Origin of the sequence: Amycolatopsis ruanii (genome assembly GCF_003385175.1) — a bacterium.
Classification (GTDB): domain Bacteria; phylum Actinomycetota; class Actinomycetes; order Mycobacteriales; family Pseudonocardiaceae; genus Amycolatopsis_E; species Amycolatopsis_E thermalba.
Window position 1 is genome coordinate 1 of sequence record NZ_PQHY01000096.1, and the last position, 23,047, is coordinate 23,047.

Annotated in this window: 22 protein-coding genes and 1 pseudogene; 11 read left to right on the top strand and 12 right to left on the bottom strand. The window is 68.8% G+C overall.

What is annotated here, in order from left to right:
- Positions 1 to 268: 268 nt before the first annotated feature.
- Complete coding sequence (locus D0D28_RS31735) at positions 269 to 916, bottom strand: TetR/AcrR family transcriptional regulator (RefSeq protein WP_094005545.1); 648 nt, start codon at positions 914 to 916, stop codon at positions 269 to 271.
- A 106-nt stretch (positions 917 to 1,022) separates the two neighbouring features.
- Between D0D28_RS31735 and D0D28_RS31740 the strand changes: the two genes are divergently transcribed.
- On the top strand, positions 1,023 to 2,213 hold the full coding sequence (locus D0D28_RS31740; RefSeq protein ID WP_116114760.1) for an MFS transporter: 1,191 nt from the start codon (positions 1,023 to 1,025) through the stop codon (positions 2,211 to 2,213).
- 238 nt (positions 2,214 to 2,451) lie between these two features.
- On the opposite strand, the gene D0D28_RS35910 is transcribed toward D0D28_RS31740, so the two are convergent.
- Entirely contained in the window at positions 2,452 to 2,646 is a 195-nt protein-coding gene (locus D0D28_RS35910; RefSeq protein ID WP_162831252.1) for a hypothetical protein, read from the bottom strand.
- Positions 2,647 to 2,690: 44 nt separating this feature from the next.
- Complete coding sequence (locus D0D28_RS31750; protein WP_198958233.1) at positions 2,691 to 4,124, bottom strand: MFS transporter; 1,434 nt, start codon at positions 4,122 to 4,124, stop codon at positions 2,691 to 2,693.
- Positions 4,125 to 4,381: 257 nt separating this feature from the next.
- On the opposite strand from D0D28_RS31750, the gene D0D28_RS31755 reads away from it, so the two are divergent.
- Positions 4,382 to 4,783, top strand: coding sequence for a MerR family transcriptional regulator (locus D0D28_RS31755; protein ID WP_167481601.1), 402 nt, complete (start codon positions 4,382 to 4,384; stop codon positions 4,781 to 4,783).
- A 24-nt stretch (positions 4,784 to 4,807) separates the two neighbouring features.
- Here D0D28_RS31755 and D0D28_RS31760 read toward each other — a convergent pair whose 3' ends face one another.
- The 4 genes from D0D28_RS31760 to D0D28_RS31775 all read right to left on the bottom strand — a co-directional run bounded on the left by D0D28_RS31760 (position 4,808) and on the right by D0D28_RS31775 (position 8,409).
- Positions 4,808 to 6,421 (bottom strand): peptide chain release factor 3, encoded by a 1,614-nt coding sequence (locus D0D28_RS31760; protein ID WP_240323434.1) that lies wholly within the window; start codon positions 6,419 to 6,421, stop codon positions 4,808 to 4,810.
- Positions 6,422 to 6,578: 157 nt separating this feature from the next.
- A complete protein-coding gene (locus D0D28_RS31765) occupies positions 6,579 to 7,325 on the bottom strand; it encodes a hypothetical protein (protein WP_094005540.1) in 747 nt (248 codons plus the stop codon).
- On the bottom strand, positions 7,322 to 8,047 hold the full coding sequence (locus tag D0D28_RS31770) for a phosphatase PAP2 family protein (RefSeq protein WP_205413413.1): 726 nt from the start codon (positions 8,045 to 8,047) through the stop codon (positions 7,322 to 7,324). The genes D0D28_RS31765 and D0D28_RS31770 overlap by 4 nt, the downstream gene beginning before the upstream one ends.
- The gene (locus D0D28_RS31775; RefSeq protein ID WP_094005539.1) at positions 8,002 to 8,409 is read right to left on the bottom strand and encodes a MerR family transcriptional regulator; all 408 of its coding nucleotides are present in this window, start codon (positions 8,407 to 8,409) and stop codon (positions 8,002 to 8,004) included. The genes D0D28_RS31770 and D0D28_RS31775 overlap by 46 nt, the downstream gene beginning before the upstream one ends.
- Before the next feature lie 393 nt (positions 8,410 to 8,802).
- On the opposite strand from D0D28_RS31775, the gene D0D28_RS31780 reads away from it, so the two are divergent.
- The gene (locus D0D28_RS31780) at positions 8,803 to 10,491 is read left to right on the top strand and encodes a ribonuclease J (RefSeq protein ID WP_205413414.1); all 1,689 of its coding nucleotides are present in this window, start codon (positions 8,803 to 8,805) and stop codon (positions 10,489 to 10,491) included.
- 75 nt (positions 10,492 to 10,566) lie between these two features.
- On the opposite strand, the gene D0D28_RS31785 is transcribed toward D0D28_RS31780, so the two are convergent.
- Complete coding sequence (locus tag D0D28_RS31785) at positions 10,567 to 11,292, bottom strand: spermidine synthase (RefSeq protein ID WP_116114766.1); 726 nt, start codon at positions 11,290 to 11,292, stop codon at positions 10,567 to 10,569.
- Between the two features lie 280 nt (positions 11,293 to 11,572).
- On the opposite strand from D0D28_RS31785, the gene D0D28_RS31790 reads away from it, so the two are divergent.
- Both D0D28_RS31790 and D0D28_RS37750 read left to right on the top strand, forming a co-directional pair.
- A complete protein-coding gene (locus D0D28_RS31790) occupies positions 11,573 to 12,193 on the top strand; it encodes a hypothetical protein (RefSeq protein WP_162831253.1) in 621 nt (206 codons plus the stop codon).
- Between the two features lie 149 nt (positions 12,194 to 12,342).
- Positions 12,343 to 12,573, top strand: a pseudogene (locus D0D28_RS37750) (ADP-ribosylglycohydrolase family protein); the annotation flags it as partial.
- Positions 12,574 to 12,821: 248 nt separating this feature from the next.
- Here the strand turns inward: D0D28_RS37750 and D0D28_RS35915 are convergent.
- Complete coding sequence (locus D0D28_RS35915; protein WP_162831254.1) at positions 12,822 to 12,959, bottom strand: hypothetical protein; 138 nt, start codon at positions 12,957 to 12,959, stop codon at positions 12,822 to 12,824.
- Between the two features lie 189 nt (positions 12,960 to 13,148).
- A complete protein-coding gene (locus D0D28_RS31795) occupies positions 13,149 to 15,317 on the bottom strand; it encodes a HelD family protein (RefSeq protein ID WP_240323435.1) in 2,169 nt (722 codons plus the stop codon).
- Between the two features lie 417 nt (positions 15,318 to 15,734).
- Here D0D28_RS31795 and D0D28_RS31800 point away from each other — a divergent pair, with 417 nt between their 5' ends.
- Both D0D28_RS31800 and D0D28_RS31805 read left to right on the top strand, forming a co-directional pair.
- Positions 15,735 to 17,204, top strand: coding sequence for a SulP family inorganic anion transporter (locus D0D28_RS31800; protein ID WP_240323436.1), 1,470 nt, complete (start codon positions 15,735 to 15,737; stop codon positions 17,202 to 17,204).
- 177 nt (positions 17,205 to 17,381) lie between these two features.
- A complete protein-coding gene (locus D0D28_RS31805) occupies positions 17,382 to 17,777 on the top strand; it encodes a VOC family protein (protein ID WP_116114771.1) in 396 nt (131 codons plus the stop codon).
- A gap of 59 nt (positions 17,778 to 17,836) precedes the next feature.
- Here D0D28_RS31805 and D0D28_RS31810 read toward each other — a convergent pair whose 3' ends face one another.
- Positions 17,837 to 18,499: a TetR/AcrR family transcriptional regulator gene (locus tag D0D28_RS31810; protein ID WP_094005531.1), complete on the bottom strand. Its 663-nt coding sequence runs from the start codon at positions 18,497 to 18,499 to the stop codon at positions 17,837 to 17,839.
- A gap of 122 nt (positions 18,500 to 18,621) precedes the next feature.
- Here D0D28_RS31810 and D0D28_RS31815 point away from each other — a divergent pair, with 122 nt between their 5' ends.
- The 3 genes from D0D28_RS31815 to D0D28_RS31820 all read left to right on the top strand — a co-directional run bounded on the left by D0D28_RS31815 (position 18,622) and on the right by D0D28_RS31820 (position 20,661).
- Positions 18,622 to 20,052 (top strand): MFS transporter, encoded by a 1,431-nt coding sequence (locus D0D28_RS31815; RefSeq protein ID WP_094005530.1) that lies wholly within the window; start codon positions 18,622 to 18,624, stop codon positions 20,050 to 20,052.
- Entirely contained in the window at positions 20,049 to 20,216 is a 168-nt protein-coding gene (locus D0D28_RS35920) for a hypothetical protein (RefSeq protein ID WP_158224431.1), read from the top strand. The genes D0D28_RS31815 and D0D28_RS35920 overlap by 4 nt, the downstream gene beginning before the upstream one ends.
- A gap of 169 nt (positions 20,217 to 20,385) precedes the next feature.
- Positions 20,386 to 20,661 carry a hypothetical protein gene (locus D0D28_RS31820; RefSeq protein WP_116114773.1) on the top strand — a complete coding sequence of 92 codons (276 nt, stop codon included), beginning with the start codon at positions 20,386 to 20,388 and terminating at the stop codon, positions 20,659 to 20,661.
- A gap of 787 nt (positions 20,662 to 21,448) precedes the next feature.
- Here D0D28_RS31820 and D0D28_RS31825 read toward each other — a convergent pair.
- On the bottom strand, positions 21,449 to 21,709 hold the full coding sequence (locus D0D28_RS31825; protein WP_094005529.1) for a hypothetical protein: 261 nt from the start codon (positions 21,707 to 21,709) through the stop codon (positions 21,449 to 21,451).
- Between the two features lie 751 nt (positions 21,710 to 22,460).
- On the opposite strand from D0D28_RS31825, the gene D0D28_RS31830 reads away from it, so the two are divergent.
- Positions 22,461 to 22,790, top strand: a complete 330-nt coding sequence (locus D0D28_RS31830; protein ID WP_094005528.1) for a MerR family transcriptional regulator — start codon at positions 22,461 to 22,463, stop codon at positions 22,788 to 22,790.
- The last annotated feature ends 257 nt before the right edge of the window (positions 22,791 to 23,047 follow it).

Here is a 23,047-nt window from a genome sequence, read left to right on the forward strand (position 1 = left end):
CGCGCCCGATGGACGATGCGCTGGAAACCCGTACTCAACGCCTTCGCCATCACCTTCGGTGACCGCTGGCCGGCCGCCGAAACCTACTAACCGAACCGCCAGAAACACCGATCACGGGATAGACCCGGACAACAGGCCCACTCCCCCGGCGGAGTGCGAGTAGAGCCACAATTTCAAACTCGCGCCAGTGTCGATGCCCCGCACCAGGGTGGCCCGGGGGGCGACCGGAACGGCAGCAAGCGCGTGCGGGTGGCGGGTTGAGTCGCGCTCAGGAGGCCGTGAGGGTAAGGCTGTCGGGGATGGCGTTGAAGGCTTCGTCGACGCGGTCGATGAGGGTGCCGATATCACCACCACGGGGGTTGCGTTCGCCGCGGAGGCCGCGGATCCAGTTCTTGGCGCCGCACCGCCAGGCGCTAAGGGCGAATTCGCCGAGGAGCCGGAGCCGGACGTCGTCGCGGCTGTCGATGCCGAGTTTGGCTTCGAGGACGTCGACGAGAGTTTCCTGGGTCTGCATGGACAGCAGGACGCTGTGATCGCGCAGCGCGGGTGTCCGGGCCGCGAGCCCACGGGTGGGCAGGAACCACCGGGCCCAGTCATCGCCGAGGTCAGCCAGGACGGCGGTGAGTGCTTCGCGGAGCGCGGCGAGGACCGGCCCCTGAAGGTCGCGGGTCCGGACTTCCTCGACGTAGACCTTCCAGAGGTCGAGTTCGGCGGCGAGCGCGACGTCCTCCTTGGACGTGTAGTTGGCGTAGAAGGTGCGCTTGGAAACTTCCGCCTGCGCGACCAGGTCGTCCACGGTGACCGCGTCGAAGCCGTTGTCCAGGAACAGCCGCAGCGCGGTCTCGGCCAGTGTCTTCCGGGTGCGCAACTTCTTGCGCTCGCGCAGCGGCAAGGTGCGGTCGTTCTGTGTGGTCATCGCTGGTCAGCCTAGCTGAGCACACCTGAGGCGCAAACCCTACTGGTTCTTTTATGCAACTCGGTCTACTCTGCAACTGAGTTGCTTTTGTCGGGGAGGTGAGCTGATGACGACGCCCGCGCCGGCCGTACGGAACCCAGCAGCGCTGGTGGTGTTGCTCTTCGGGTCGACGTTGGGGGTGATGGCCGGGTCGACGATCGTGCCGGTGCTGGAGGTGATCCGCAGCGACCTCGGCGTGAGCGGTACGGCCGCGGGCCTGATCATCACGGCGCACGGTTTGGCGATCGCGGTCTCCAGCCCGCTGGTGGGCTGGCTGATCGACCGTCTCGGCGTGCGCCCGGTCCTGGCCGGCGGGTTGGTTCTCTACGGGCTCGCCGGAGGCGCGGGGCTGTTCATCACCTCCTATCCCGTGTTGATCGCGAGCCGCCTGGTGTTCGGGGTTGGTGCGGCGACGGTGTTCAGCGGCACCACGGTCGCGCTGCTGGGGCTTTACCGCGGCGCCCTGCGGGATCGGGTGATGGGCTGGCGCTCCGCCACCACCAGTCTGGGCGGGCTGGCCTGGCCGTTGCTGGCCGGCGCGGTCGGCGGCATCTCCTGGCACGCCGCGTTCGCGGTCTACCTGGTCGGCATTCCGCTGGGCCTCGCGACCATGGTGGCACTGCCGAACTCCCACCCGAAGCCCGCCGAACGCGGGCCGCATGGCGGGATGCTCGCGCTGCTACGCGCTCGCCCGGCGTTGCTCGGGTTGTACGCGCTCATGGTCACAACCGCCCTGCTGATGTATGCACTGGCGGTGTTCCTGCCGCAGCGCCTGGCGCAGGTCGGCGTCACCGAGCCATTCCTGGTGTCGATGTTCACCGTCGGTTCGTCCGCTGCGATGAGCGTGGTCGGGCTGGTGTACGCGCGCACCCGTGCCCGGCTGGGTTATGACGTCCTGTTGCGGGTGTCGGCGGCGTTGTGGGTGGGCACGTTCGTCATCCTCGGGGTCACGGATGCCCCGGCTGTGATCGCAGTGGCGCCCGTGCTGTTCGGACTGGGCAACGGGCTGGCGTTTCCCGCGCTGACCGTGCTCGTCGGGGAGGCGGCACCGCCGGAGCTGAGGGGACAGACGGTCGCGCTGTCGGCGACGGGTTCGTTCGCCGGCCAGTTCCTCTCGCCGCTGTTGTTGGGGCCGTTGATCGGCGCGACCACGATCACCACCGGGTTCCTCGCCGCGGCGTGCCTGGCCGGCCTCGTGTTGCTGCTCTTGCTGGCGACGAGGGTGCCGGCGAACGACTCGAGTTCGGCAAAGGTATAGGTCTTAGCAGTGCCGTGACCGCATGCGATCAACGGAAGGACAACGAGAACGACTCCCCCACTTGCCCAGGAAAATCCCGGCGATGAGCAGGACGTCTCCGCGATCACGGAAATCTCGGCCGAATTGATGGCCGCGTTCGCAGAGCACGACGCCGTGAAGTTCGGGCCCGGTTCACCGCGGACATCGTCTTCACCGCAGTCAACGGTGTATGCTTCACCAGCTGGGAAGACATCCACGCCTACCACAAGGAACGGCTGTACCACCACGCCGAGGGCATCCGCACGTGGTACGAGATCGACCGCATCACCTTCCCCGCGCCGGGCGTTGCGATCGCGTTCGTCCGGCAGCCGGTGACCACCGAGCACGGCGCGCGCACGAACGTCGGAACCTGGGTCTTGTCCAAAAAGGATGAACAATGGTGGATCTGCGCCATCCAGAACACCGCCGTCGCCCAGAACTGAGGGTGAAAGCCTCGGGTCAGGCCTCGCGTGACGGGGGCGCCGGTGGCGGCGTGCGCACCATGGCGCCGGCCACGGTGACGGCCAGTGGAAGCGCGGTCATGACGAGCAGGATGGGCCGGTAGGTGGTGGCGTGGTCGCGGCCGAGCGCGAGGAGCAGGGGCCCGAAGGCGGAGGCGCCGACGGTGACCGAGTGCACGACTCCGCGGATCGCCCCGAGGTGGCGCAGTCCGAAGCAGCGGGGGAAGGCGACCGCTTCCAGGGTGCGGATGCCGTTGCCGCAGGCGCCCAGTGCCAGGCCGTAGAGCACGGCGGTGAATCCCGGCGTGAGCCAGCCGGCACCGGCGGTGGCCAACGCGAGAGTGGCCATCGTGGTGATGATCAGAAGGCGGTCGGAGAAGCGGTCGGCGAGCCAGCCCAGACCGAAGGTGGCGATGAGGCCGGCGATGGTCTGAGGCAGGAAGGTCGCGGCGGCTTCGGTGGCGGTGAGGCCGCGTTCGCCGAGCAGGGACTGCTGGTGGAAGTTCAGCCCGGTGGCGACCAGCGCGCAGGTCCCGACACCGGCGGTGACGACCCAGAACATCCCGGTGCGCATCGCCTGTGCGAGTGTCCAGTCCACCGGCGGCAGGGAGCTGCCGGGCGCGGTTTCAGCTTCATCATCGGGCGTGCGCGCGGGTGGCCGGCGCGGCAGCAACAGGAGCGCGGCGGGAACGACGAGCAACCACACCGCCACGCCTTCGGCGATCCAGACGTGGCGCCAGCCCCAGTCCGAGACCAGCCGTTCCAGCAGCATCGGCGTGAGCGAGATCCCGGCGGTACCGATCGCCGAGGCGACGCCGATGGCGAAGCCGCGGCGGCGGTGGACGTAGATCGCGACGGTGGTGGTGGCGACCAGGTTCAGAGCGCCCTGACCGCCGACCCGGATGCCGATGAACGCGGCGGTCAGCCCGGTGATCTCGCTCGCCGCGGTCGACGCGATGAGAATGGCACCGAAACACAGCGCGATGCCGGCCATGATGCGGCTGGGGCCGAAGCGGTCGATCAGGCGGCCGAGGAAGGGCATGACGAACGCCCCGGACAGCGACCCGATCAGGTACGCGGTCGACACCGCGGAGCGGGACACACCGAGGTCGTGGATGATCGGATCGACGAACACCGACACCGCCGCGGTTTGCCCGGGAGCGGTGAGCGCCAGTGCAACCGACGCCGCCGCGATCACCCGTGGCAGGTGCGCACGTCCCGTTGCGCCGGAAGCCAGGGGTGGTCTCGGGGCAGTTGCGCCGGAAGACAAGGTCGAAAATCCTTTCCGTGTGTCGGGGCACGGCGGCTGGGCGGGTCGGCGTGCCCGAGCCGCGATGCGCCCCGCCACGGAGGCGCGAATCTCGGTCAGGTGAGCATGTATGTCGCGGGACGGGCCAGGCGATCGATCCGCCTGAGTGGACGGCGACTGCACACCCGGCGAGCGGGGCGTCCGAAGGACAAGATCGCGCACAGGGTCGATGCGAGCCCAGTACTGTGATCAGTTTATCGCGACCAGGAGGTAGTGGCGCGGGGGTCGTGATGGAGGTCTCGCCGCCGCGTCGCGCCATCCGGACGATCGTCAGCGACGTCGATACTGTCACGTGAGGGTATCGTTGGCGGCGTCAGCGCCGGGTGGACGGTGCGTTGGCGTGACGAGCCTGCAGGAAGGACCCGGGCGTGGGCGAGCAGATGCAGATCGGTGAGGTGGCCGAGCGCACCGGGCTGTCCCTGCGCACGATCCGCTACTACGAGGAAGTCGGGCTGGTCGTGCCCAGCGCCCGCAGCCAGGGCGGGTTCCGGCTCTACACCGAGCCCGACATCGACCGGTTGCAGCTGATCAAGCGGATGAAGCCACTGGGGTTCCAGCTGGAGGAGATGCGCGACCTGCTGGCCATCCTCGACCCGACGCCGGACGGCCCGGAGATCGCCGACCCGGCCGCGCGGCTGGCGGAGTTCAGCGAAACCGCCACGAAGGCGTGCGAGGACCTGCGCGCGAAACTGGTCATCGCCGAGGAGTTCGCATCGCTGCTGCGCACGCACATCACGGCCGCGCGCCGTCAGCACCCCACCGGTGTGCAGCCGCGACGCTGACCCGCCGCCCCTGGGGCCACCCGCTCAGCCGCCCTCGGCGACCAAGGATTCGAGCACCAGTCCGGGATGGGCGCGCAGCAGGATCCGCAGGTCCATCTCTTCGGCGAACAGAGCCAGTTCGGCGCCGTCCAGGCGGGTGAGAACCTCGCTGCGGCGCCCGGCGTCGACGATGGACCGCTGAGCGGGATCGGCGAGTCGCCGGACGGCGTGGTACGGCAACGGTTCCAGCCGGATGGGCGAGGTGAACTCGGTCGCCATCCGGTGTGCGGCGACCTCGAACTGCATCGGCCCGACCGCGGCGAGCACCGGCGCGGCGTCCCCGCGCCGGTCCGAGCGCAGCACCTGGACCACGCCTTCCGCGCCGAGTTGTTCGACACCCTTGCGGAACTGTTTCGCGCGGCCGAGATCGGCGGGCCGGGCGACCGCGAAGTGCGCGGGCGCGAAACTGGGCAGCCCGGGAAACCGCACCGGCGGCTTGCCGGTGTAGAGGGTGTCGCCCACGCGCAGGGCGGTGGCGTTCACCAGGCCGATGACGTCGCCGGGGAAGGCGGTGTCGAGCGTGGACCGTTGCTGCCCGAACACCTGCTGGACGTACTTGGTGGCGAACGGCTTCCCGGTGGAGGCGTTGGTGACGACCATCCCCCGTTCGAACACGCCGGAGCACACCCGGGCGAACGCCACCTGGTCGCGGTGCGCCGGGTCCATGCCGGTCTGCACCTTGAACACGAACGCCGAGAACGGGGAATCCAGGGCTCGCGTCGCACCGTCGGTGTCGGTACGCGGGGTGGGCCGGGGTGCGAGTTCGACCAGCAGGTCGAGCAGGTGGCGGACGCCGAAGTTGCGGACCGCCGCGCCGAACAGCACCGGGGTCGCCGTGGCGTCGAAGAACCGGGCCACCTCGAACTCGCCGCCGGACGCCCGCAGCAGTTCGGCCTCCTCCACCGCCTGGGCCCACTCGTCCCCGAGATCGGCGGCGGCCTGCTGGGGGGTGAGACGCTCCTCGGGGGCGACAGTCGCCCCGCCCGCGGTGTGCTGGTAGCGGATGAAGTCGCCGCTGGGGACGTCGAGTACGCCACGCAAGTGGCCGGCAACCCCGACCGGCCAGGTCAACGGCATCGGCTGCAGTCCGATCCGCTGGGTCAGTTCGTCGCACAGCTCCAGCGCTTCCCGCCCGGGCCGGTCCCACTTGTTGATGAAGGTGATCACCGGGATACCCCGGTAACGGCAGACGTCGAACAGTTTCAGCGTCTGCGGCTCCAGCCCCTTGGCTGCGTCCAGCAGCATGACCGCGGAGTCCACCGCGGACAGGACCCGGTAGGTGTCCTCGGAGAAGTCCGCGTGGCCAGGGGTGTCCAGCAGGTTGATCACCGTGTCGCCGTAGGCGAACTGCAAGGCGGCGGACGTGATGGAGATTCCGCGCGTGCGCTCCATCTCCATCCAGTCCGAAGTCACCCCGCGCCGCCCCGCCTTGCCGTGCACCGCACCCGCCTCGGAGATGACGTGCGCATGCAGCGCCAGCGCCTCGGTGAGCGTGGACTTGCCCGCGTCGGGATGGCTGATGACCGCGAAGGTCCGGCGACGCCCGGCTTCGGCGAGAATCTCCACCCGCTGGACCTGGGTTGTACTGCTTGCCGTCACACGCAACTCCTGCCGGCCGGTACCGGCCCGATCGCTCCACTGACTGACAGCCCTAAGTCTACCCTCACGTGAGGGTACAGTAGGATCGGGTCTGCTCATGACGGGAGCATTCGCCGGTGGGGTGATTCGTCACCCCACCGGTTCCCGCGCTGCGGACTCACGTCTGCACGCCGGGCCAGAACACCTGGTGGAACCGGTCCCGCTGGGGCACGCACAGGTACTCCCCGGAGGGGAACGTCTGCGCGTGGCCGTCGAGCGTGCCACCGGCGGCCCGCTCGATCCGGATGGTCACCGGCTCAGGGACCAAGTGCCGATCCCAGCCCCGCCAGCCCATCAGTACTCCCTCATCGTGCGGATGCACCAGGACGTCCTCGGCCCGCTCCCACTGCCCGGTGCCGCAACGGAAAGCCAGTTCGCCACGCAGGGCCCAGCGCTCGGCCGCGTGGTCGTACCAGTCGTGCGACGACGAGAGGGCGACTGCCGGGGCAGGGTGCAGAACCAGGCTCGCCGGGCTGGCCAGCGTGCCGGCCGTCGCCGGGGCGAGCACGCCGCACCGCCAGAAGGCCGCGCATCGCCGAGCGGCTGCCGTCAGGGACTCGTGTCCGGGGACCACCACCCGAATGTCGGCGGCGACCGGGATCTGCCCGAAGCCCGGTATGACAGGCAGCTCGAGCAGTGACCAGCCGCGGACGTCCGCACCGGCGCGCACGGCATTCCGGATCTGGCGGCTGTCGTGGTCGAAGTCGCGGACGACGGCGACGCGTCCCGTACCGATGTTCTCCGGCCACAGGCGATGCTCAGCCTCCGCGCCCAGGAGATAGGACACCGTGCGCCTGAGGGAGCGCAGCCGTACCTGGCGACTGCGGCCGGCGTCGAACCAGGCGCTGTGCAGCCGGATGGTCATCGGAAACCGGCCCGGGAGCGGCCCTCCGCGGGCGAACTCGATGGCTCGGGTCCGCGTCCTACCGGTGTGCCGAATCCTCGCCGGCGCGGTCGTGAACACCGGCGGCCGATCAACCGAGCCACGGGCCGCCGAAGCGGCAGGACGACCAGGAGCGTGACGACCCCACCGAGCGCCAAGCCCGCAGCCACGTCGTGCGGGTAGTGCACACCGACGACCACACGCGACAACGCGGCCAGAACTGCGACGGGAACCACCCAGAAGACCGCTGCACGGCAGACGAGAACCACGGCGACCCCCGCGGCGCCGGCGACCACCGAGTGATTGCCGGGAAACGACCAATCGCCGGGCGGCGGACACCCGACGATCGTCGCCTGGATGAGCGCGGCACACGGTCGCTGCTCGCGCACCACGGAGTTGAGGGCTTCACCGACCAGGTAGGCCACCGCAACGCCTGCGGGACCGAGCACGGCAACGGCGAGTGCTCGCGGGTCGCCGCGGCGGGTCCGCCACCACACACCCAGCATGCCGACCGCGAACACGATCACCACCGCGTCCGTTGCGATCGCGGCGAACTGACGCAGCCAGTCGGGCATGTCCAGGGCGAACCCGGTGATTGCGCGGTACCACAGCACGCTGATGGCCGGCACGTCCAGTCCGGCGAACCTACCCGGGCCGCTCAACCGTCGACCTTCGTCGTCGCGGCGGTCAAGCGCGTCCGGCACTCATGCAGGGTCGCCAGGAAGTCGTGCGCGGCGTCCAGGCGGGCGCGCAGTTCGTCACACCGGTGGTCAGCGGTGCGGCTGAAGTCCCGCAGCACATCGAGCCGTTCCTCCTCGGTGGCCTGCCCCGCCGGAGCATCAGTCGCGTCCGGTATGAGCAAGGACAGCAGGTCACGCATCTCATCGAGCCGGAAACCGAGCACCTTCATCTGCCGGATGAGGCGCAGGCGCCGAAGATCCGCTGCGGTGTAGAGCCGGAACCCACCCCGGCTGCGGGTGTCCGGCCGGACGAGCCCGACCTCCTCGTAATGCCGGATCGTGCGCAAGGACAGCCCGCAGCGCTCGGCCACCTCGCCGATCTGCATGTGTCCGCTCACGTCAACCTCGTTCCGTAACCACGGTTCACCGGCGCCACCGGGTGTGACAGTGGCGACGGTCGGCACGTCGCGCCGGGGGGAGGGGTGAGCGCGACCGCGGCCACTGTCGGGGGCAGTGGAAACGAAGGTGCCGACCGTCTCCGCGACTCTACTCTAACGTGAGGGTACTGTGCATGGCGTGGCCAACATCAAGAGATCATCGCCGCCACAGAGCACGAACGCCGCGACGAGGTGGTGCAACTGCTGAACCGGCCCCCTCGCGCACGTTCGGACACGTCTGCGACCTGTGAGCCTTCGTGCCCGATGTCCCGCTCGACGACTGAGACCCCTTTTGACAGAGCCAACGAAGCCGGGTTTCATACTCTCACGTAACGTGAGAGTATGAACTCTCCAGCCCGGTCCGCGATGACCCGCCCGCCCTCACTTCCCGACGATGCACTACGCATCGTCGCCTTGGGCGGACTGGGCGAGATCGGCCGGAACATGACCGTGTTCGAGCATCAGGGCGCCCTGCTGGTCGTCGACTGCGGGGTCCTCTTCCCCGAGGAGCACCAGCCCGGGGTGGACGTGATCCTGCCGGACTGGACCGCGTTCCGTGACCGGCTCTCCGACATCACGGCGATCGTGCTCACGCACGGGCACGAAGATCACCTCGGTGCGGTGCCGTACCTGCTGGCCGAGCGGCCCGACGTCCCGGTCATCGGTTCCCGGCTGACCTTGAGCTTTCTGTCCGCCAAGCTCGCCGAGCACCGCATCACCCCGACCTTGATCGAAGTCCGGGAAGGAGAACGGCTCGACCGCGGTCCCTTCGCACTGGAATTCCTCGCGGTCAACCACTCCATCCCGGACGGTCTCGCCGTCGCTGTGCGCACCCGGGCCGGCCTGGTGCTGCACACCGGCGACTTCAAGATGGACCAGTTTCCGCTGGACGAGCGCATCACCGACCTGCGCGGCTTCGCCCGCCTCGGCGAGGAGGGCGTCGATTTGTTCCTGGTGGACTCCACCAACGCCGACGTCCCCGGGTTCACCACCTCCGAGCGGGAACTGACTCCGGCTATCGAGGCCGTGTTCCGCACCGCGCCGCGCCGGGTGATCGTCTCCAGTTTCGCCAGCCATGTGCACCGCATCCAGCAGGTCCTCGACGCCGCTCACGCTCACGGCCGGAAGGTGGCCTTCGTCGGCCGGTCCATGGTCCGCAACATGGGTCTGGCGCTGCAGCTGGGCTACCTCACCGCACCGGACGGTCTGATCGTCGACGCGCGGGCGCTGGATCGCCTGCCGGACGACAAGGTGACCCTGGTCTGCACCGGATCGCAGGGCGAGCCGATGGCCGCGCTTGCCCGCATGGCCACGGGCCGTCACGACATCGACGTCGGTGACGGGGACACCGTACTGCTGGCCAGTTCCCTCATCCCCGGCAACGAGAACGCCATCTACCGGATCATCAACGGACTGACCGCACGCGGTGCGAACGTCGTGCACAAAGGCAACGCCAAGGTGCACGTGTCCGGGCACGCCAGCGCCGGCGAACTGGTCTACTGCTACAACATCGTCCAGCCGTCCAACGTCGTGCCGGTCCACGGTGAAGCGCGACACCTCAAGGCGAACGCCGATCTGGCGGTCAGCACCGGTGTCGCGCGTGATCGTGTTCTCATCGCAGGCAATGGCGAAGTCGTCGATCTGCACGACGGGCGCGCCACGATCACCGGCACCGTCCCGGTGCGCGAAATCTACGTCGACGGCCACACCGTCGGCGTGCTGACGGAGGATTCCCTGGCCGAACGGCGCGCCCTCGCCCAGGACGGCGTGCTGACCGTGATCGCGCTCATCGATCCCGACACCGGCTTGCTCGCCGAGACGCCCGGCTTCATCGCCCGCGGGTTCGCACCCGACGAGTCGGCGTTCGACTCCCTGGCCCCGGTTCTGGAGAAGGCCCTCGCCGGTGCGGCCGAACGCGCCGTCACCGCCACCGACGAGCTCGAACGCCGGATCGTGCGGGCCACGGAATCCTGGGCACGCAAGACGCTGCACCGCCGGCCGGTCGTCATCCCCGTCCTGATCGACGCCTGAGCCGGCGGACGCCTCGTCCAGGCGACCCACGTTCACGGTGGGCTGTGGGCATCACAGCGGCCGGGTGGGCCGGGGTCAGGATTGCCGCGGCTCCGTCGCGATGTAGATGGTGGCGGTTGCCTGCCTGTCCTGCAACGGGTTGGCGAACGTGACGACCTCGGCCCGCGCCTGCGCGAATGCCGAGTCCAGGGCCGAAAGGAATTCGTCGTCGGGCGGGTCGTTCGACCACAGGCCGAAGACGCCACCGGGACGGAGGTGCCCGGCCAGGCGCTGCGCTCCCGCCGGTTCGTAGAACTCCCGATGGCTGGGATGCAGCACGTGACGCGGAGAGTGGTCGATGTCCACCGCGATGGCGTGGAACCGCCGCCCAGGCGCGGCCGGGTCGAGTCCGTCCGGCGACCGGAGCATCGCGAAGAGGTCGCCGTGCACGAGCCGGCACCGCCGATCCGACGTCAACGCCGGCTCGGTCGGTATCAACCCGTTCTCGTGCCACTCGGCCACCACGCCCAGGGCCTCCACCACCGACAGCGACCGCACCCGCGGGTCGGCCAGCACCGCCTGCGCGGTGTAGCCGAGACCGAGGCCACCGACCACGACATCCACGTTCGCGCCGGGTGCTTCAGCCAGCACCCGGCGAGCCAGCTCCGTTTCGGCGACGGTGAACAGGCTCGACATCAGGAACTCGTCGTCGAGCTTGATCTCCAGCACCTCCCGCGCCACCGTCGCGTCCCAGCGCCGGCGCAGAACGAGCTCGCCCAAGGGGGTCGAACGCCAGTCGAGCTCCTCGAAACGCCTGCTCATCGAAACCCCTCAGGTCCATCGCCGCGAACATCCACACAGTAGGCCCTACCGTCACGTGAGAGTAGGTTAAGGGTCATGGACGTGGCGGTGGCCGGGGCGCAGCCAGAGACCATGGGCGACCGGCTCGATCCGCTCAACGGGGGCTGGTGAACGTCTTTCGCGCCCTGCTGCGCGGCGCCGATCCCTCCGCGGGGAGTCTCAGCCCGCTGGCCTCGGACACCGGAGACCTGTCGTCATGGTCAGCGGCTCCGACCGGGGCAGTCCCGCGACCCGCGCCGGTGTGGTCGTGCTCGACGGCCCGTCCGCCCGTGCATCGACCGGCCGGGTGAGCCTCGTCTTGGCCACCCACCACACCGTCGTCGCGGCCGCGCAACACCTCGCCGTGCGCTGCCACGCACCGATCGTGTCTCCGGACCGCCGGTATGTTTCGCCGGGTTCCCTGCACTTGTGGTTGCGGCCGGAACTCGCATTGATCCTGACCGGCCCGGACGCGCGACAGGAGGTCGTCCTGCGCGGCCTGCAGCTACGCGACGTCGCAGACACCGAGCACCCGGTCCTGGTCGACGTGTTCGCTCGCCCCTCGGGTAGCGGTGTGCTGCTCGGGGTGACTGACGGCGAGGGCGCGACGGTCGAACTCTGCGGCGGACCGCGAGTCGTCCGGGCGCCGGCGCCCACTGCGGCGGTCCTGGACGGCATCACCCGGACCGTGGCACCGGGGACGTACCGCATCGACCTGGCCCACCCGCCGCTGTACCGGCTCCACGCCGAGCCGGTGGCCCGACCCGAGACCGGCTGCACCCCATGCCCATCGCCGCCCAGCCCATCACCCGCGACCGAACGCGCGGACTACTCCTGGGGCTCGGACTCGGGACGCCTTCGGCGCCCCGGTCCAGGGCCGTGACAGCGCCGGCCCCGTAGGCCTCGTCGCCGAGGAGCCGGCACCCACCGCGCTCGCCCACACCGCCGACATCGAACTCGTTCCCGTCCTCGCCGGACACCGCGACACCGCGGTGCTGAGCGAGGACCTGCTCGCCCGCGAAACTCGCCCAGGCCTGGCGGGCCGAGTCCTGGCGCGGTCACGGCCCCGGCACACCGAAGGTTTTCGGGCTGATCAACGCCGGTGTCCCCTGGTTTGCGGCCACTCGTGCCTTTCACCACGGGGCCGGATCAACCGGCAACGGCGCCGCCATGCGGGTCGCGCCGGTCGCACTGGCCGGCACGAGCCTGCACCACACCGCCGAACTCGCCCGGCGCAGCGCCGCGCGCAGCTCCGCCCACGAACACGGACAACATGCCAGGCCGCCGCGGCCTACCTGGCCCTGCGCAGCGACCCGGCACGCCCCTGGCGTGCCGGCATTCCTGCAGGACCTCGCGCAGGTGGTGCGCTCCGGCGCCTCCGCCCTGCCCCGGGTGGCTGCGGCGGTTGACCGTGGCCGGACGACTCCAGGTCCTGGCCGACCGCCTCAGCTGAGCCGGTCCGGTTCACCGGGCACGTCAGGGGATACCGGCGCCTGCCATATCAGAGGCGGTCACTGCGCATCGCAGTCGAACGACAGGTCCGGCAGTTCCGACAGCAGATCCATCAGTGACTCGAACCGCCTGTCCGGAAGCCGGTTCAGCGCGGCGAACACCGCGGGCCGCGCCCGGCCGGCCGGCCGGCGCAGCATTGAGCAAGTCCGGCACGCCCGGTCGGTCCGCGACGAAAGCGTCTTCCACGTGGACACAGAATTCCGGCACCGTGACCGGCGCTGTCGGCGAGCCGGCCACGCCTTCGGTGCTCATCTCCCACTTCCCGTCGGCTGGTTCCGTCGGCTGATCGACACGGCCCGCTGGCGTGTCCCGCCTGCCGGGTCAGCTCATCCCCGCGGCTGCCGGGGGATCGCGGAGAGGCCCCCGTCGGGCTTCGCGAACTCCAGGAAGCGCGAGACAGGTCCGGTGTGGGTGAGGTGGAGCTCGTGCATGGCCCTGGTGCAGGCGATGTAGAGCATGCTCTTGTCCATCTCGTTGGCGTAGTTCTCCTCGTCCACCTGCGGGACGATCACCGTGTCGAACTCCAGTCCCTTGGCGATGTGTGCCGAGGTGATGACGATGCCACCGGCGAACGCTGTGCTGTCGTAGTCGAGCAGGGCCAGTTCGGCACCGGCTTGCGACAGGGCGTGGTGGAGTGTCTTCGCCTGGGCGACGGTTTTGCAGATGATGCCGAGGGAGCGGTGGTCGCTGTGACTGTGCTGCCTGACCAGGGCCAGGATCTGCGCCTCCTGGTCCTGCTGGTTCGCGCAGGCGATGACCTGGGGTGGTCGTCCGTGCCGCTCGATCGGGACGAGCTTGTCGTTGCGGGAGATGCGCTGGGCGAAGTCGGTGATCTCGGTCGTGGAGCGGTAGCTCTTGCACAGCTCCAGGCAGTCGGCCTCGGGGAAGATGCTGCGGATCGTCGACAGCGACGAGGAGCTGAACGGGTTCACCGACTGGTTCCTATCACCCAGGATCGTCATCTTGCAGGAGAACAGCTCGCGCACCACGGCGTACTGGATGGGCGCGTAGTCCTGCATCTCGTCGACCAGCAGGTGACGGATGTGGCGGTAGCTCTCCTGCCGGGCCGTCTTGATCATCGTGTAGACCAGCGGGAACACGTCGGCGTACTCGATCTTCTTCCGGCCGAGTGGCTTGAACAATCGCCGACGGTCCGGGTGGGCCGCGTAGAACGCCTTGTAGAGCGCGAAGGCGTCCTTGTCGGCGAACATGGCGCGGACCTGCTTGCGGACGCTGCCGGTGTCGGCAGCGGTCCACTTGGCACCGCGGTCTGTCACCTGCTGTTTGAGCAGGTGCACGGCGCGGCCGGCCACGCCGTCGAGCCGTGTGAAGATCGGAAGGTCGCGTAGTTCGGCGAAGGTGTCCGCGACCCAGTCGACGGAGAGGCGGTGGCGCTTCTGTTCGATCTCCGCCGGGGTGAACCCCTCCCGGGTCCGGGAAGAGATCCACTCGTCGAGGCGGGTGACGAACTCGGGCATCGCCTTGTAGCGCATGCGCTCCGCCGCCGCCTCGTCGACCCGGTCGAGGAGGTCGACGACCTGTTCGCTGAAGGTCTCGTAGCCGGTGACCTTCGCGAGAAACCTGCCGGCGATCTTGTCGAAGTCGATCTCGGCGATCTGCTCCTCACCCAGCTCGGGAAGCACGTTGGCGATGTAGTCACCGAACACCTTGTTGGGAGAGAGGATCATCACGTTGTCCGAGGAGAGGGTGTCCTTGAAGCGGTAGAGCAGGAACGCCACCCGGTGCAGGGCGATCGACGTCTTTCCGGAGCCCGCCACCCCTTGCAGGATCAGCACCTGCGCGGTCTCGTTGCGGATCACCGCGTTCTGTTCCCGCTGGATGGTCGCGACGATGTTGCGCATCTTGTCGTCGGCGGACCGGCTCAGCTCCCGCTGCAGGACGTCGTCGCCGATGCTCAGCGAGCTGTCGAACATGTACTCCAGGTGCCCGCCGGAGATCTTGTACTGGCGCTTGCCGGTGATCGCGCCGCGCACAGTGCCCTCGGGCGCCTCGAAGTGCGCCTCCCCCGCCTCGAAGTCGTAGTAGAGGCCGGCCACGGGTGCCCGCCAGTCGTGAATCACGATCTCCTGGGACTCGGGATCCGAGAGGCTGTGCACGCCGATGTAGTGGGCGCCGGCGTCCCGTTCGGCGTGACGGCGGAAGTCGACGCGCGCGAAGTAGGGAGACTCCAGCAGACGCTCGATGCGTTTCCTCGTCCGCATCGCGTGTTCGCCGAGGGTGACGGACAGGTTCACCGACTCGCGAAAGTTCGCCTTCTCGGCGAAGTCCATGTCACGCAGGTTGTCCCACATGTACCGCTTGTGCTCGTCCACGGTGCTGACCGACTTGTCGATCGACGCGTTCAGCCGCTCCAGCTCCGTGGTCAGCAGACGCACCGCCTCGGCCAGATACCGGCGCTCCTGCTCCTCGTCGCGTGACTGCACGTCCGTCAATGCCGTCTCCGGGTCGGTCGCCCACACAAAACCTACTGTCACGTTAGAGTAGAGTACCAGGGCCGGGCAGCGAGAGGCGAGCGCGACGTGGGTGCGTGATTCCGCCCTCATTTGAACTTGGGCGCCGCGACAGGCGTCGATCTCTCGTCTAACGTGAGGTGAGAGTTGCCGACGACGGTGGCGATCGCGTCACCGGACCGCCGGGGTCACCGAAGCCCCCGACTCCGTTATCGAGCCGAGGAGCTTCCCGTGCCTACCGAGCAGGTGCCGTGACCCAGTCGAGCTAGTCCGCGTCCGTCAATGAAGTCTTCCGGACCGGCGACGGTATCCGCGCCAGTCCCCCGGCAGTTTCTTCACGCCGCGCCACAGTGGTGCGGGAATGTTTTCGCGCCCGACGGGCGCCCGAGCATGTCAGGTTGTTTTCTCTTGTCGAATCTCTTGTCGCCGATCCCTGCGCGTATGCGTGGCGTTCGCCCGTCGTGGTTGTCGCCCAAGGTCGCCCGCATCGAGGTACTGGGCGGGCTGGTGGTGGCGCTGGCGTTGATCCCGGAGGCGATCTCGTTCTCCATCATCGCCGGGGTCGATCCCAGCGTGGGCCTGTTCGCGTCGTTCACCATGGCCGTGGTCATCTCGGTCGTCGGCGGGCGCGCGGCGATGATCTCCGCCGCCACCGGAGCCGTCGCTCTGGTGGTCGCCCCGCTCGCCCGGGAACACGGCCTGGGCTACCTGATCGCCGCGGTCATCCTCGGCGGGCTGTTCCAGATCGTGCTCGGCTCGCTCGGCGTGGCCCGGCTGATGCGGTTCGTCCCGCGCAGCGTCATGGTCGGCTTCGTCAACGCGCTGGCCATCCTGATCTTCCTCGCGCAGGTCCCCGAGCTGATCGACGTGCCGTGGCCGGTGTACCCGCTGTTCGCCGGCGGGCTCGCAGTCATGATCCTGTTCCCCAAGCTCACCAAGGTGATCCCCGCGCCCCTGGTGTCCATCGTGGCCCTCACCGTGCTGACCGTGGCCGCCGGAATCGCCGTCCCCACGGTCGGCGACAAGGGCGCCCTGCCCTCCTCGCTGCCGGTCCCGGGCCTGCCTGACGTGCCGTTCAGTGTCGACACGCTCAGCACCATCGCCCCCTACGCGCTGGCGTTCGCGCTGGTCGCGCTGATGGAGTCGCTGATGACCGCGAAGCTGGTCGACGACATCACCGACACCCACTCCAACAAGACCCGCGAGGCGATCGGGCAGGGCATCGCCAACGTCGTCACCGGCTTCTTCGGCGGCATGGGCGGCTGCGCAATGATCGGCCAGACCATGATCAACGTCAAGACCGCCGGCGCCCGCACCCGGCTGTCCACGTTCCTGGCCGGGGTCTTCCTGATGGTCCTGTGCCTGGCCTTCGGCCCGGTCGTCTCCCAGATCCCGATGGCCGCGCTGGTCGCGGTGATGGTCCTGGTCGCCGTCGGCACCTTCGACTGGCACTCGATCGCCCCGGCCACCCTCAAACGCATGCCCATCGGCGAGATCACCGTCATGGTCGTCACCGTCGCCGTCGTCGTGGCCACCGACAACCTCGCCATCGGCGTGGTCATCGGCTCGATCACCGCGATGGTCATCTTCGCCCGCCGGGTCGCCCACCTCGTCGAGGTCACCGCGGCCACCGATCCCGACGGCACCCAGGTCGTCTACGCCGTCACCGGCGAGCTGTTCTTCGCCTCCAGCAACGACCTCGTCTACCAGTTCGACTACACGGGCGACCCGGACACCGTGATCATCGACCTCACGGACGCCCACATCTGGGACGCCTCCACCGTCGCCGCCCTCGACGCCATCACCACCAAGTACGCCTCCCGCGGCAAGACCGTGGAGATCGTCGGTTTGAACAAGCACAGCGCCCGCATGCACGGCAAGCTCTCCGGGGAACTCACCGGCAGCCACTGACAGCGGTGGGATCACGCCGCCGGTGTTGCCAACATCGGTGGCGTGACTGCCGGGTCGGCTTTGAGTCGTGAGCGAGATGGGTTCCCGGCAGCTCCTTGATCGCATGGCGGGCCCGCGGCCCGCCATTCCTCCTGACACGAACCAGCGCATCGTCAACGGAGGAAGGAGTGCACACGCATGACCGACGTGCGTTTCGACCACACGATCATCGCCGCCAAGGACAAGTACGAGTCCGCGCGGTTCTTCACCGATATCTTCGGTCTTCCCGAGCCGCAGGAATCAGGGTTCTTCCTGGCCGTGTACCTGTCCGACGGCCGGGTGCTCGACTTCGCCGAGCCGCCCATCGACTTCCCCGGCCAGCACTACGCGTTTCAGGTCGACGACGACACCTTCGACCGGATCATGGACCGCATCCACGCGCGGGGTGTCACGTACTGGGCCGGTCCGCGCATGCTGCAGCCGGGTGAGATCAACACCAACCACGGCGGGCGGGGCGTCTACTTCGACGACCCGTCCGGTCACCACCTGGAAGCGCTTTCCGCCCGCTACGAGGGCCACCCCAGCCTCACCTGAGGGCCCGTGGGCTGCGCCGGGGCCCCTCCCCGCGCGGCCCGCACCCCCGGAACACTGCATCACCGCGCTGGGGACGATTTCGGTCGGTGCCCGCGAGGCGCGGTGCGTGCCGGTTCCGGATCGGCCCGGAACAGCCGGTCGAGGTGACGGCACAGCACGGCTTCGGCTCCCCCGACCGTGCGTTGTCCGATCAGGACACTGGTGCCGAGGCCGTGGTTGAGCGCCAGCAGGTGCGCCACCTCGGTGGCGACATCCGCACCCGGCACCAGCTGACCGTCCGACGCGGCGCGCGCCAACGCCTCGGTGAGTTGTCGTTCGAGGTCGTTCACCCCGGCGACGAACGGTTCCCCGGCGAGTTCGGGGTCGGTCATCGCCAGTACCGCGTACGACGTGCCGACCAAGTGGAACACGCGACTCCGCTCGTCGGTGGGCAGGGCTTCGGCGAGGAACGCCTCGATGAACTCGCGCGGCGACACCGGGTCCGGCAGATCGGACAGGCGTTGCGCCCACCGCTGGTGGCTTTGCCGCTCCAGATGCCGCAGCGCCCCCAGCATCAGCTGAGCCTTGGTCTCGAAGTAGTACTGCACCAGCCGCAGCGAGATCCCCGCCTCGGTCGCGACCGCCCGCATCGTCACCGCATGCAGACCGTCCCGCCCGGCGACCCGCACCAAGGCCTCCGCGATCTGGGCACGGCGCTCGGCATGGTCCACCGTCCTCGGCACTCGGCACCTCCCCGCCCCGCTTTTGGTACAACTGTATAGGGTACAGGCGTATCAGATAAGGGTTCGCTGGAGGTGACCGGTTGGGGACACGGGAGGCGCCGGATCGCGATCCGGCAGCCGGAATGCCGAGCGGACGACACCCAGGGGGCCGGCAGCGGGCCGTGCTGGCGCTGGCCTGTGCGGCGCAGTTCATGGTGGTGCTCGACATTTCGGTCGTCAACGTCGCGCTGCCGTCGATCCAGCGAGCACTGGGGTTCGACGACTCGGGCCTGCAATGGGTGATCAACGCCTACGCGTTGACCTTCGCCGGCTTCCTTCTGCTCGGCGGCCGGTTCGCGGATCTGTTCGGCCGGAAGCGGGTCTTCGTCCTCGGGCTGGTCCTGTTCTCCGGCGCCAGCCTGGCCGGCGGGCTGGCGAACTCCGCACCCCTGCTCATCGTCGCGCGCGCTGTGCAGGGCGTGGGCGCGGCGGTCCTCGCCCCGGCCACCCTCACGGTGCTCACCACGACCTTCGCCGAAGGTGCCGCGCGGGCGCGAGCCCTGGCCATCTGGACCGCCGTCGGAATAGCCGGCGGCACGGCAGGCAACCTGATCGGCGGAGTACTCACCGAATTCCTGTCCTGGCGCTCGATTCTGCTGATCAACGTCCCGATCGGCGCCATCGCCATCCTCCTGACCGCCCGCTCGCTGACCCCGGACGACGAAGCCGGGCGACGGGGCCGTCTCGACGTCGCGGGCGCGATGCTGGCCACCGGCGGACTCGCGGCGCTGACTTACGGCATCGCCCATGCCAACGACGACGGCTGGGCCGCACCGTCCACGATCACCGCCCTCACCGGTGGCGCCGCCGCCGTGGCGTTGTTCATCGTGGTCGAGGCCCGCTTCGCCCGTGCGCCGTTGATCCCGCTACGCCTGTTCCGATCGCGCGCGATCTCGGCGGGCAACGTGGCCATGGTGCTGGCCGGTGCCTGCCTGAACCCGATGTGGTACTTCCTGACCCTGTACATGCAAACGACCCTGCACTACAGCCCCGTGCAGACCGGCCTGGGCTTCCTCCCGCACACGCTCGTCGCGATCGTCATCGGCGTGCGCGTCACACCCTGGCTGATGCGCCGCCTCGACAACCGGGCGCTCATCGTCGCCGGAGCAGTGATCGCCGCAGCCGGGTTTTGGTGGCAGAGCCGGAGCACCGCCGACAGCGGCTATCTGTCCGGAATCCTCGGACCGGCGATCGTGTTCTCGACCGGCAGCGCGCTGCTCAACACCCCGATCACCACCACCGTCACCTCCGGCATCGACGCCAAGGACGCCGGCGCCGCCTCCGGACTGATGAACACCACCAAACAGTTCGGCGGCGCCCTCGGCCTCGCCGTACTGGTCACCATCACCGGCAACCACCTCGACACCCCGCCCGCACCCGCCGCGGCCTACGGACGCGCATTCCTGACCATCGCGGCGATCCTGGTGGCCGTCGCCGTGGTCGCGCTCACCCTCCCCCGACAGCGGACGACCAGGGCCGCCAGCAAGCCGAGAACCGAGGACGCCGCGACATGACCTCGGCCACGCACAAGATCACGAGCACCCGCCGCATCCCGGCGGGCGACAGCGACGCATTCTCCGCCGGCACCAGGGACGGTCGAGGGCGCAGCAGCGTGGTCAGCTCCGGCTCGTCGAACAGCCCGGACTCGGTCAGCTGCCCCCGCTCCGCCCTGGCGTGATCACCGGCTAGGACGAAGGCATGGCCACTGGGATCGCGACGTTCGAGACCACCATCCCCCAACCGGGCCGAGCTGGACGCAAAATGGTTGATACGACAGCAGCAGTGTGTGATCTTGGTGGGCGTGTCGTGATCATGGGGGCGGCCACGGCGTGATCAAACTTCAAGGTGTGTTGGATCTCGAAGAAGACGCGGTGGCCGCGTCGTGGACCGTAGTTGATGATCGTCTCGCCCGCTGGCGGGCCGGGTTCGACGACATGTTCGCGCTGGTCGCGGGTCGTTTCGCGCAAGCGGACTCCCGCCGCCGGGCCCGGATGTATCTGCTCTACTCCCACGTGACTGACGTCATAGTGGAGTCGATGCTGGCTGCGCTGCAGCGCCGCTGGGAGCTGGACGGCGGATGGACGTGGGACGCACACGCCGGTCAGGAGGCGGATGCGGCGTGACCACTTCGGATTCGCGGAAGTGGGTCAGGACACCCTGCTACCCGCAAACGCCGACGGCCTGCCGACGATGGTCGTCGACAGGCCGTCTGAACAGCTGAAATAGCGAGTGGGCGATACTGGGATCGAACCAGTGACCTCTTCGGTGTGAACTATGTTCGCGTAGCCGCGCTGACCTGCAGAAATGAGACTCCCGCAGGTCAGCGCGGGTTGTTCAGGTCCGTTGGATGTCGTTCCGGCCGGTTCAGCGCACAGTACTGCTCCCAGCTTGCTCCCCACAGCGCTCCCCGTCGCGCGACACGGCTGTATCCAGGGCGGCAGTCTGAGTTCGGCAGCGGGCGTTCATGCCAGTGCCCTGCTTGCCTTGTGCAACACCTCGGGGTGGCGCGTCGATGACACCGGCGGCGGCGGTGGTGGTGAGAGGCGTCGTAGATCGTGACCACCGGGTCGAGTTCGCCGATCGCGTCGAGGATCTGCTTGCGCCGCGCGTCGCCCTTGCTTGGTGAAGTGGATCCGCCACTGGCGAGGCATGACCTGGCGAGCGGTGGCCAGGTTGCCGGGCAGCTGAGCGGCCGCGGTGACGAGGCAGCCGTTCTCCTTGGTCTCGTCGACGAACACGTGCGCAGGGGCATCGCTCGATTCTCCTCGATGCCTCCGACACGATCGGGGTCCCGCGCACTCCTGACCGGGTGCGCTGATCTCCGGAGCGATGCCCGTGAGCGCCGCCCGGGAGTGGTGCGCGCGGACGCGGGACACGGGCAGGGCGAACGGGGTAGGTCATGCCGGGTGGTCAGGCGCCGAGGCGGCTGTAGAGGCGGCTGGCCAGGGACGCGGCCAGCCGGTTCAACGGGGCCGGTGGATCGAGCTGCGCGAACTGGCCGAGCAGTTCCGCCGCGGCATAGGCCTCGGCCTCCGACAGCAACGCTACGCACCGCTCCCGCCGCCCCTGCTCGAGCAGTCGTGTCAGGGCTTCGGCGTACTCGTCCACGTCGTGTAGCCCGACCAGGCCGTATCGCTCCTCGAGCGGCTCCTGTGTGACCTCGTCGCTCATGGTCGGGTGCCCTCTTCCTTGCATCTGACTCGCGTCTGAAAATCTATGCTGACCGGAGTAGACATTCAACCGCAGGCGTGTGTAATGTTCTCCTCGCACCGAGAGAGACAACGTCAAGCAAGCGTGGGAGAGAACGTAACTACCCGCGAAGTGAGACACGAGGGCCAGGCAGCACGGAGCCGATCAAGGAACAGGGTTCCGGCTGGTGGTCAGGAGCAGTGCCCCGGGGCCGGGTTGTGAAGAGGTTTGATCAGGTAGTACCGGTCCCGGGGTGATCGCGACAAGGCGCAGGCAGCGTCTGTGCGCCCCGTGGTGAGCAGCAGTTGCTTTGCACATGCAGTTGCGGGACCGGTCAGGTGGCCGGAGCCGATCAGTGAACGGTGCTCCGGGCAGTGACCAGCGGCGTCAGCGTGCTGGGACCGATCAGTGGAAGGGGTCCCAGCCGTGACGTTCGCAGCAAGTGAAGTAGCAGTCGCAGTACTCAGTAAGTGGGCAACACCGGAAGGAAGGGAACGGGAACATCATTGGATCGCCCGCAGCGGCTGGGTAGTGCCGCGCGGGTACCGCAGTCCCATCGAGTTCGGAGGTGGTGCTCGGTCACGAATGAGCGATCCCCGCGAGGTTCGGCTTTCCGCCGGACGCGGGTGCAGGACGCCGGCGGTCACGCCGGTCGACAATGGTGAAACCGAACCCCTGAAGTACCCCGGGTGCCGTGCACGGCGCCCGGGGTCCTTTGTGACGTGGAGGTCGAATGATTCCTGACCAACCAGACTCGGCCACGCCCGGCGGGGCCGACAAGCTCGACGACGAGCACTACCCCGGCTACACGATGGGCCGCGCCGCCGAGATGCTCGGCACCACCCAAGGCTTCTTGCGCAGCCTCGACGAGGCCGGCCTGATCACCCCGCAACGCTCCGCCGGCGGACACCGCCGCTACTCCCGGCACCAGCTACGCCTGGCCGCGCGTGCCCGGGAACTGGTCGACCAGGGCATCCCCATCGAAGCCGCATGCCGCATCATCGCCCTCGAAGACCAGCTCCACGAGGCCCAGCGCCTCAACCAACCCCAGACCCTCGACTGACCCGCGGTTGGACAGCCCCCCCTGGTAGCGCCCTTCCTTGAAGATGTGGGCGAGAGCGCGAACCCCCGTCCTCGCAATCGCGACGGAGGTGCAGGTTCCACGTCACCGGGGGGCTGCGAGGCCCCGTCGTGGGTCTATCCCGTGATCGGTGTTTCTGGCGGTTCGGTTAGTAGGTTTCGGCGGCCGGCCAGCGGTCACCGAAGGTGATGGCGAAGGCGTTGAGTACGGGTTTCCAGCGCATCGTCCATCGGGCGCGG

Coding starts and splice junctions, on each gene's coding strand:
- D0D28_RS31735 (WP_094005545.1), bottom strand. CDS start 916: ATGACCACACAGAACGACCGCACCTTGCCGCTGCGCGAGCGCAAGAAG.
- D0D28_RS31740 (WP_116114760.1), top strand. CDS start 1,023: ATGACGACGCCCGCGCCGGCCGTACGGAACCCAGCAGCGCTGGTGGTG.
- D0D28_RS35910 (WP_162831252.1), bottom strand. CDS start 2,646: ATGGCGCAGATCCACCATTGTTCATCCTTTTTGGACAAGACCCAGGTT.
- D0D28_RS31755 (WP_167481601.1), top strand. CDS start 4,382: ATGCAGATCGGTGAGGTGGCCGAGCGCACCGGGCTGTCCCTGCGCACG.
- D0D28_RS31765 (WP_094005540.1), bottom strand. CDS start 7,325: ATGACCATCCGGCTGCACAGCGCCTGGTTCGACGCCGGCCGCAGTCGC.
- D0D28_RS31775 (WP_094005539.1), bottom strand. CDS start 8,409: ATGCAGATCGGCGAGGTGGCCGAGCGCTGCGGGCTGTCCTTGCGCACG.
- D0D28_RS31780 (WP_205413414.1), top strand. CDS start 8,803: ATGAACTCTCCAGCCCGGTCCGCGATGACCCGCCCGCCCTCACTTCCC.
- D0D28_RS31785 (WP_116114766.1), bottom strand. CDS start 11,292: ATGAGCAGGCGTTTCGAGGAGCTCGACTGGCGTTCGACCCCCTTGGGC.
- D0D28_RS35915 (WP_162831254.1), bottom strand. CDS start 12,959: ATGCTGCGCCGGCCGGCCGGCCGGGCGCGGCCCGCGGTGTTCGCCGCG.
- D0D28_RS31800 (WP_240323436.1), top strand. CDS start 15,735: ATGCGTGGCGTTCGCCCGTCGTGGTTGTCGCCCAAGGTCGCCCGCATC.
- D0D28_RS31805 (WP_116114771.1), top strand. CDS start 17,382: ATGACCGACGTGCGTTTCGACCACACGATCATCGCCGCCAAGGACAAG.
- D0D28_RS31815 (WP_094005530.1), top strand. CDS start 18,622: ATGCCGAGCGGACGACACCCAGGGGGCCGGCAGCGGGCCGTGCTGGCG.
- D0D28_RS35920 (WP_158224431.1), top strand. CDS start 20,049: ATGACCTCGGCCACGCACAAGATCACGAGCACCCGCCGCATCCCGGCG.
- D0D28_RS31825 (WP_094005529.1), bottom strand. CDS start 21,709: ATGAGCGACGAGGTCACACAGGAGCCGCTCGAGGAGCGATACGGCCTG.
- D0D28_RS31830 (WP_094005528.1), top strand. CDS start 22,461: ATGATTCCTGACCAACCAGACTCGGCCACGCCCGGCGGGGCCGACAAG.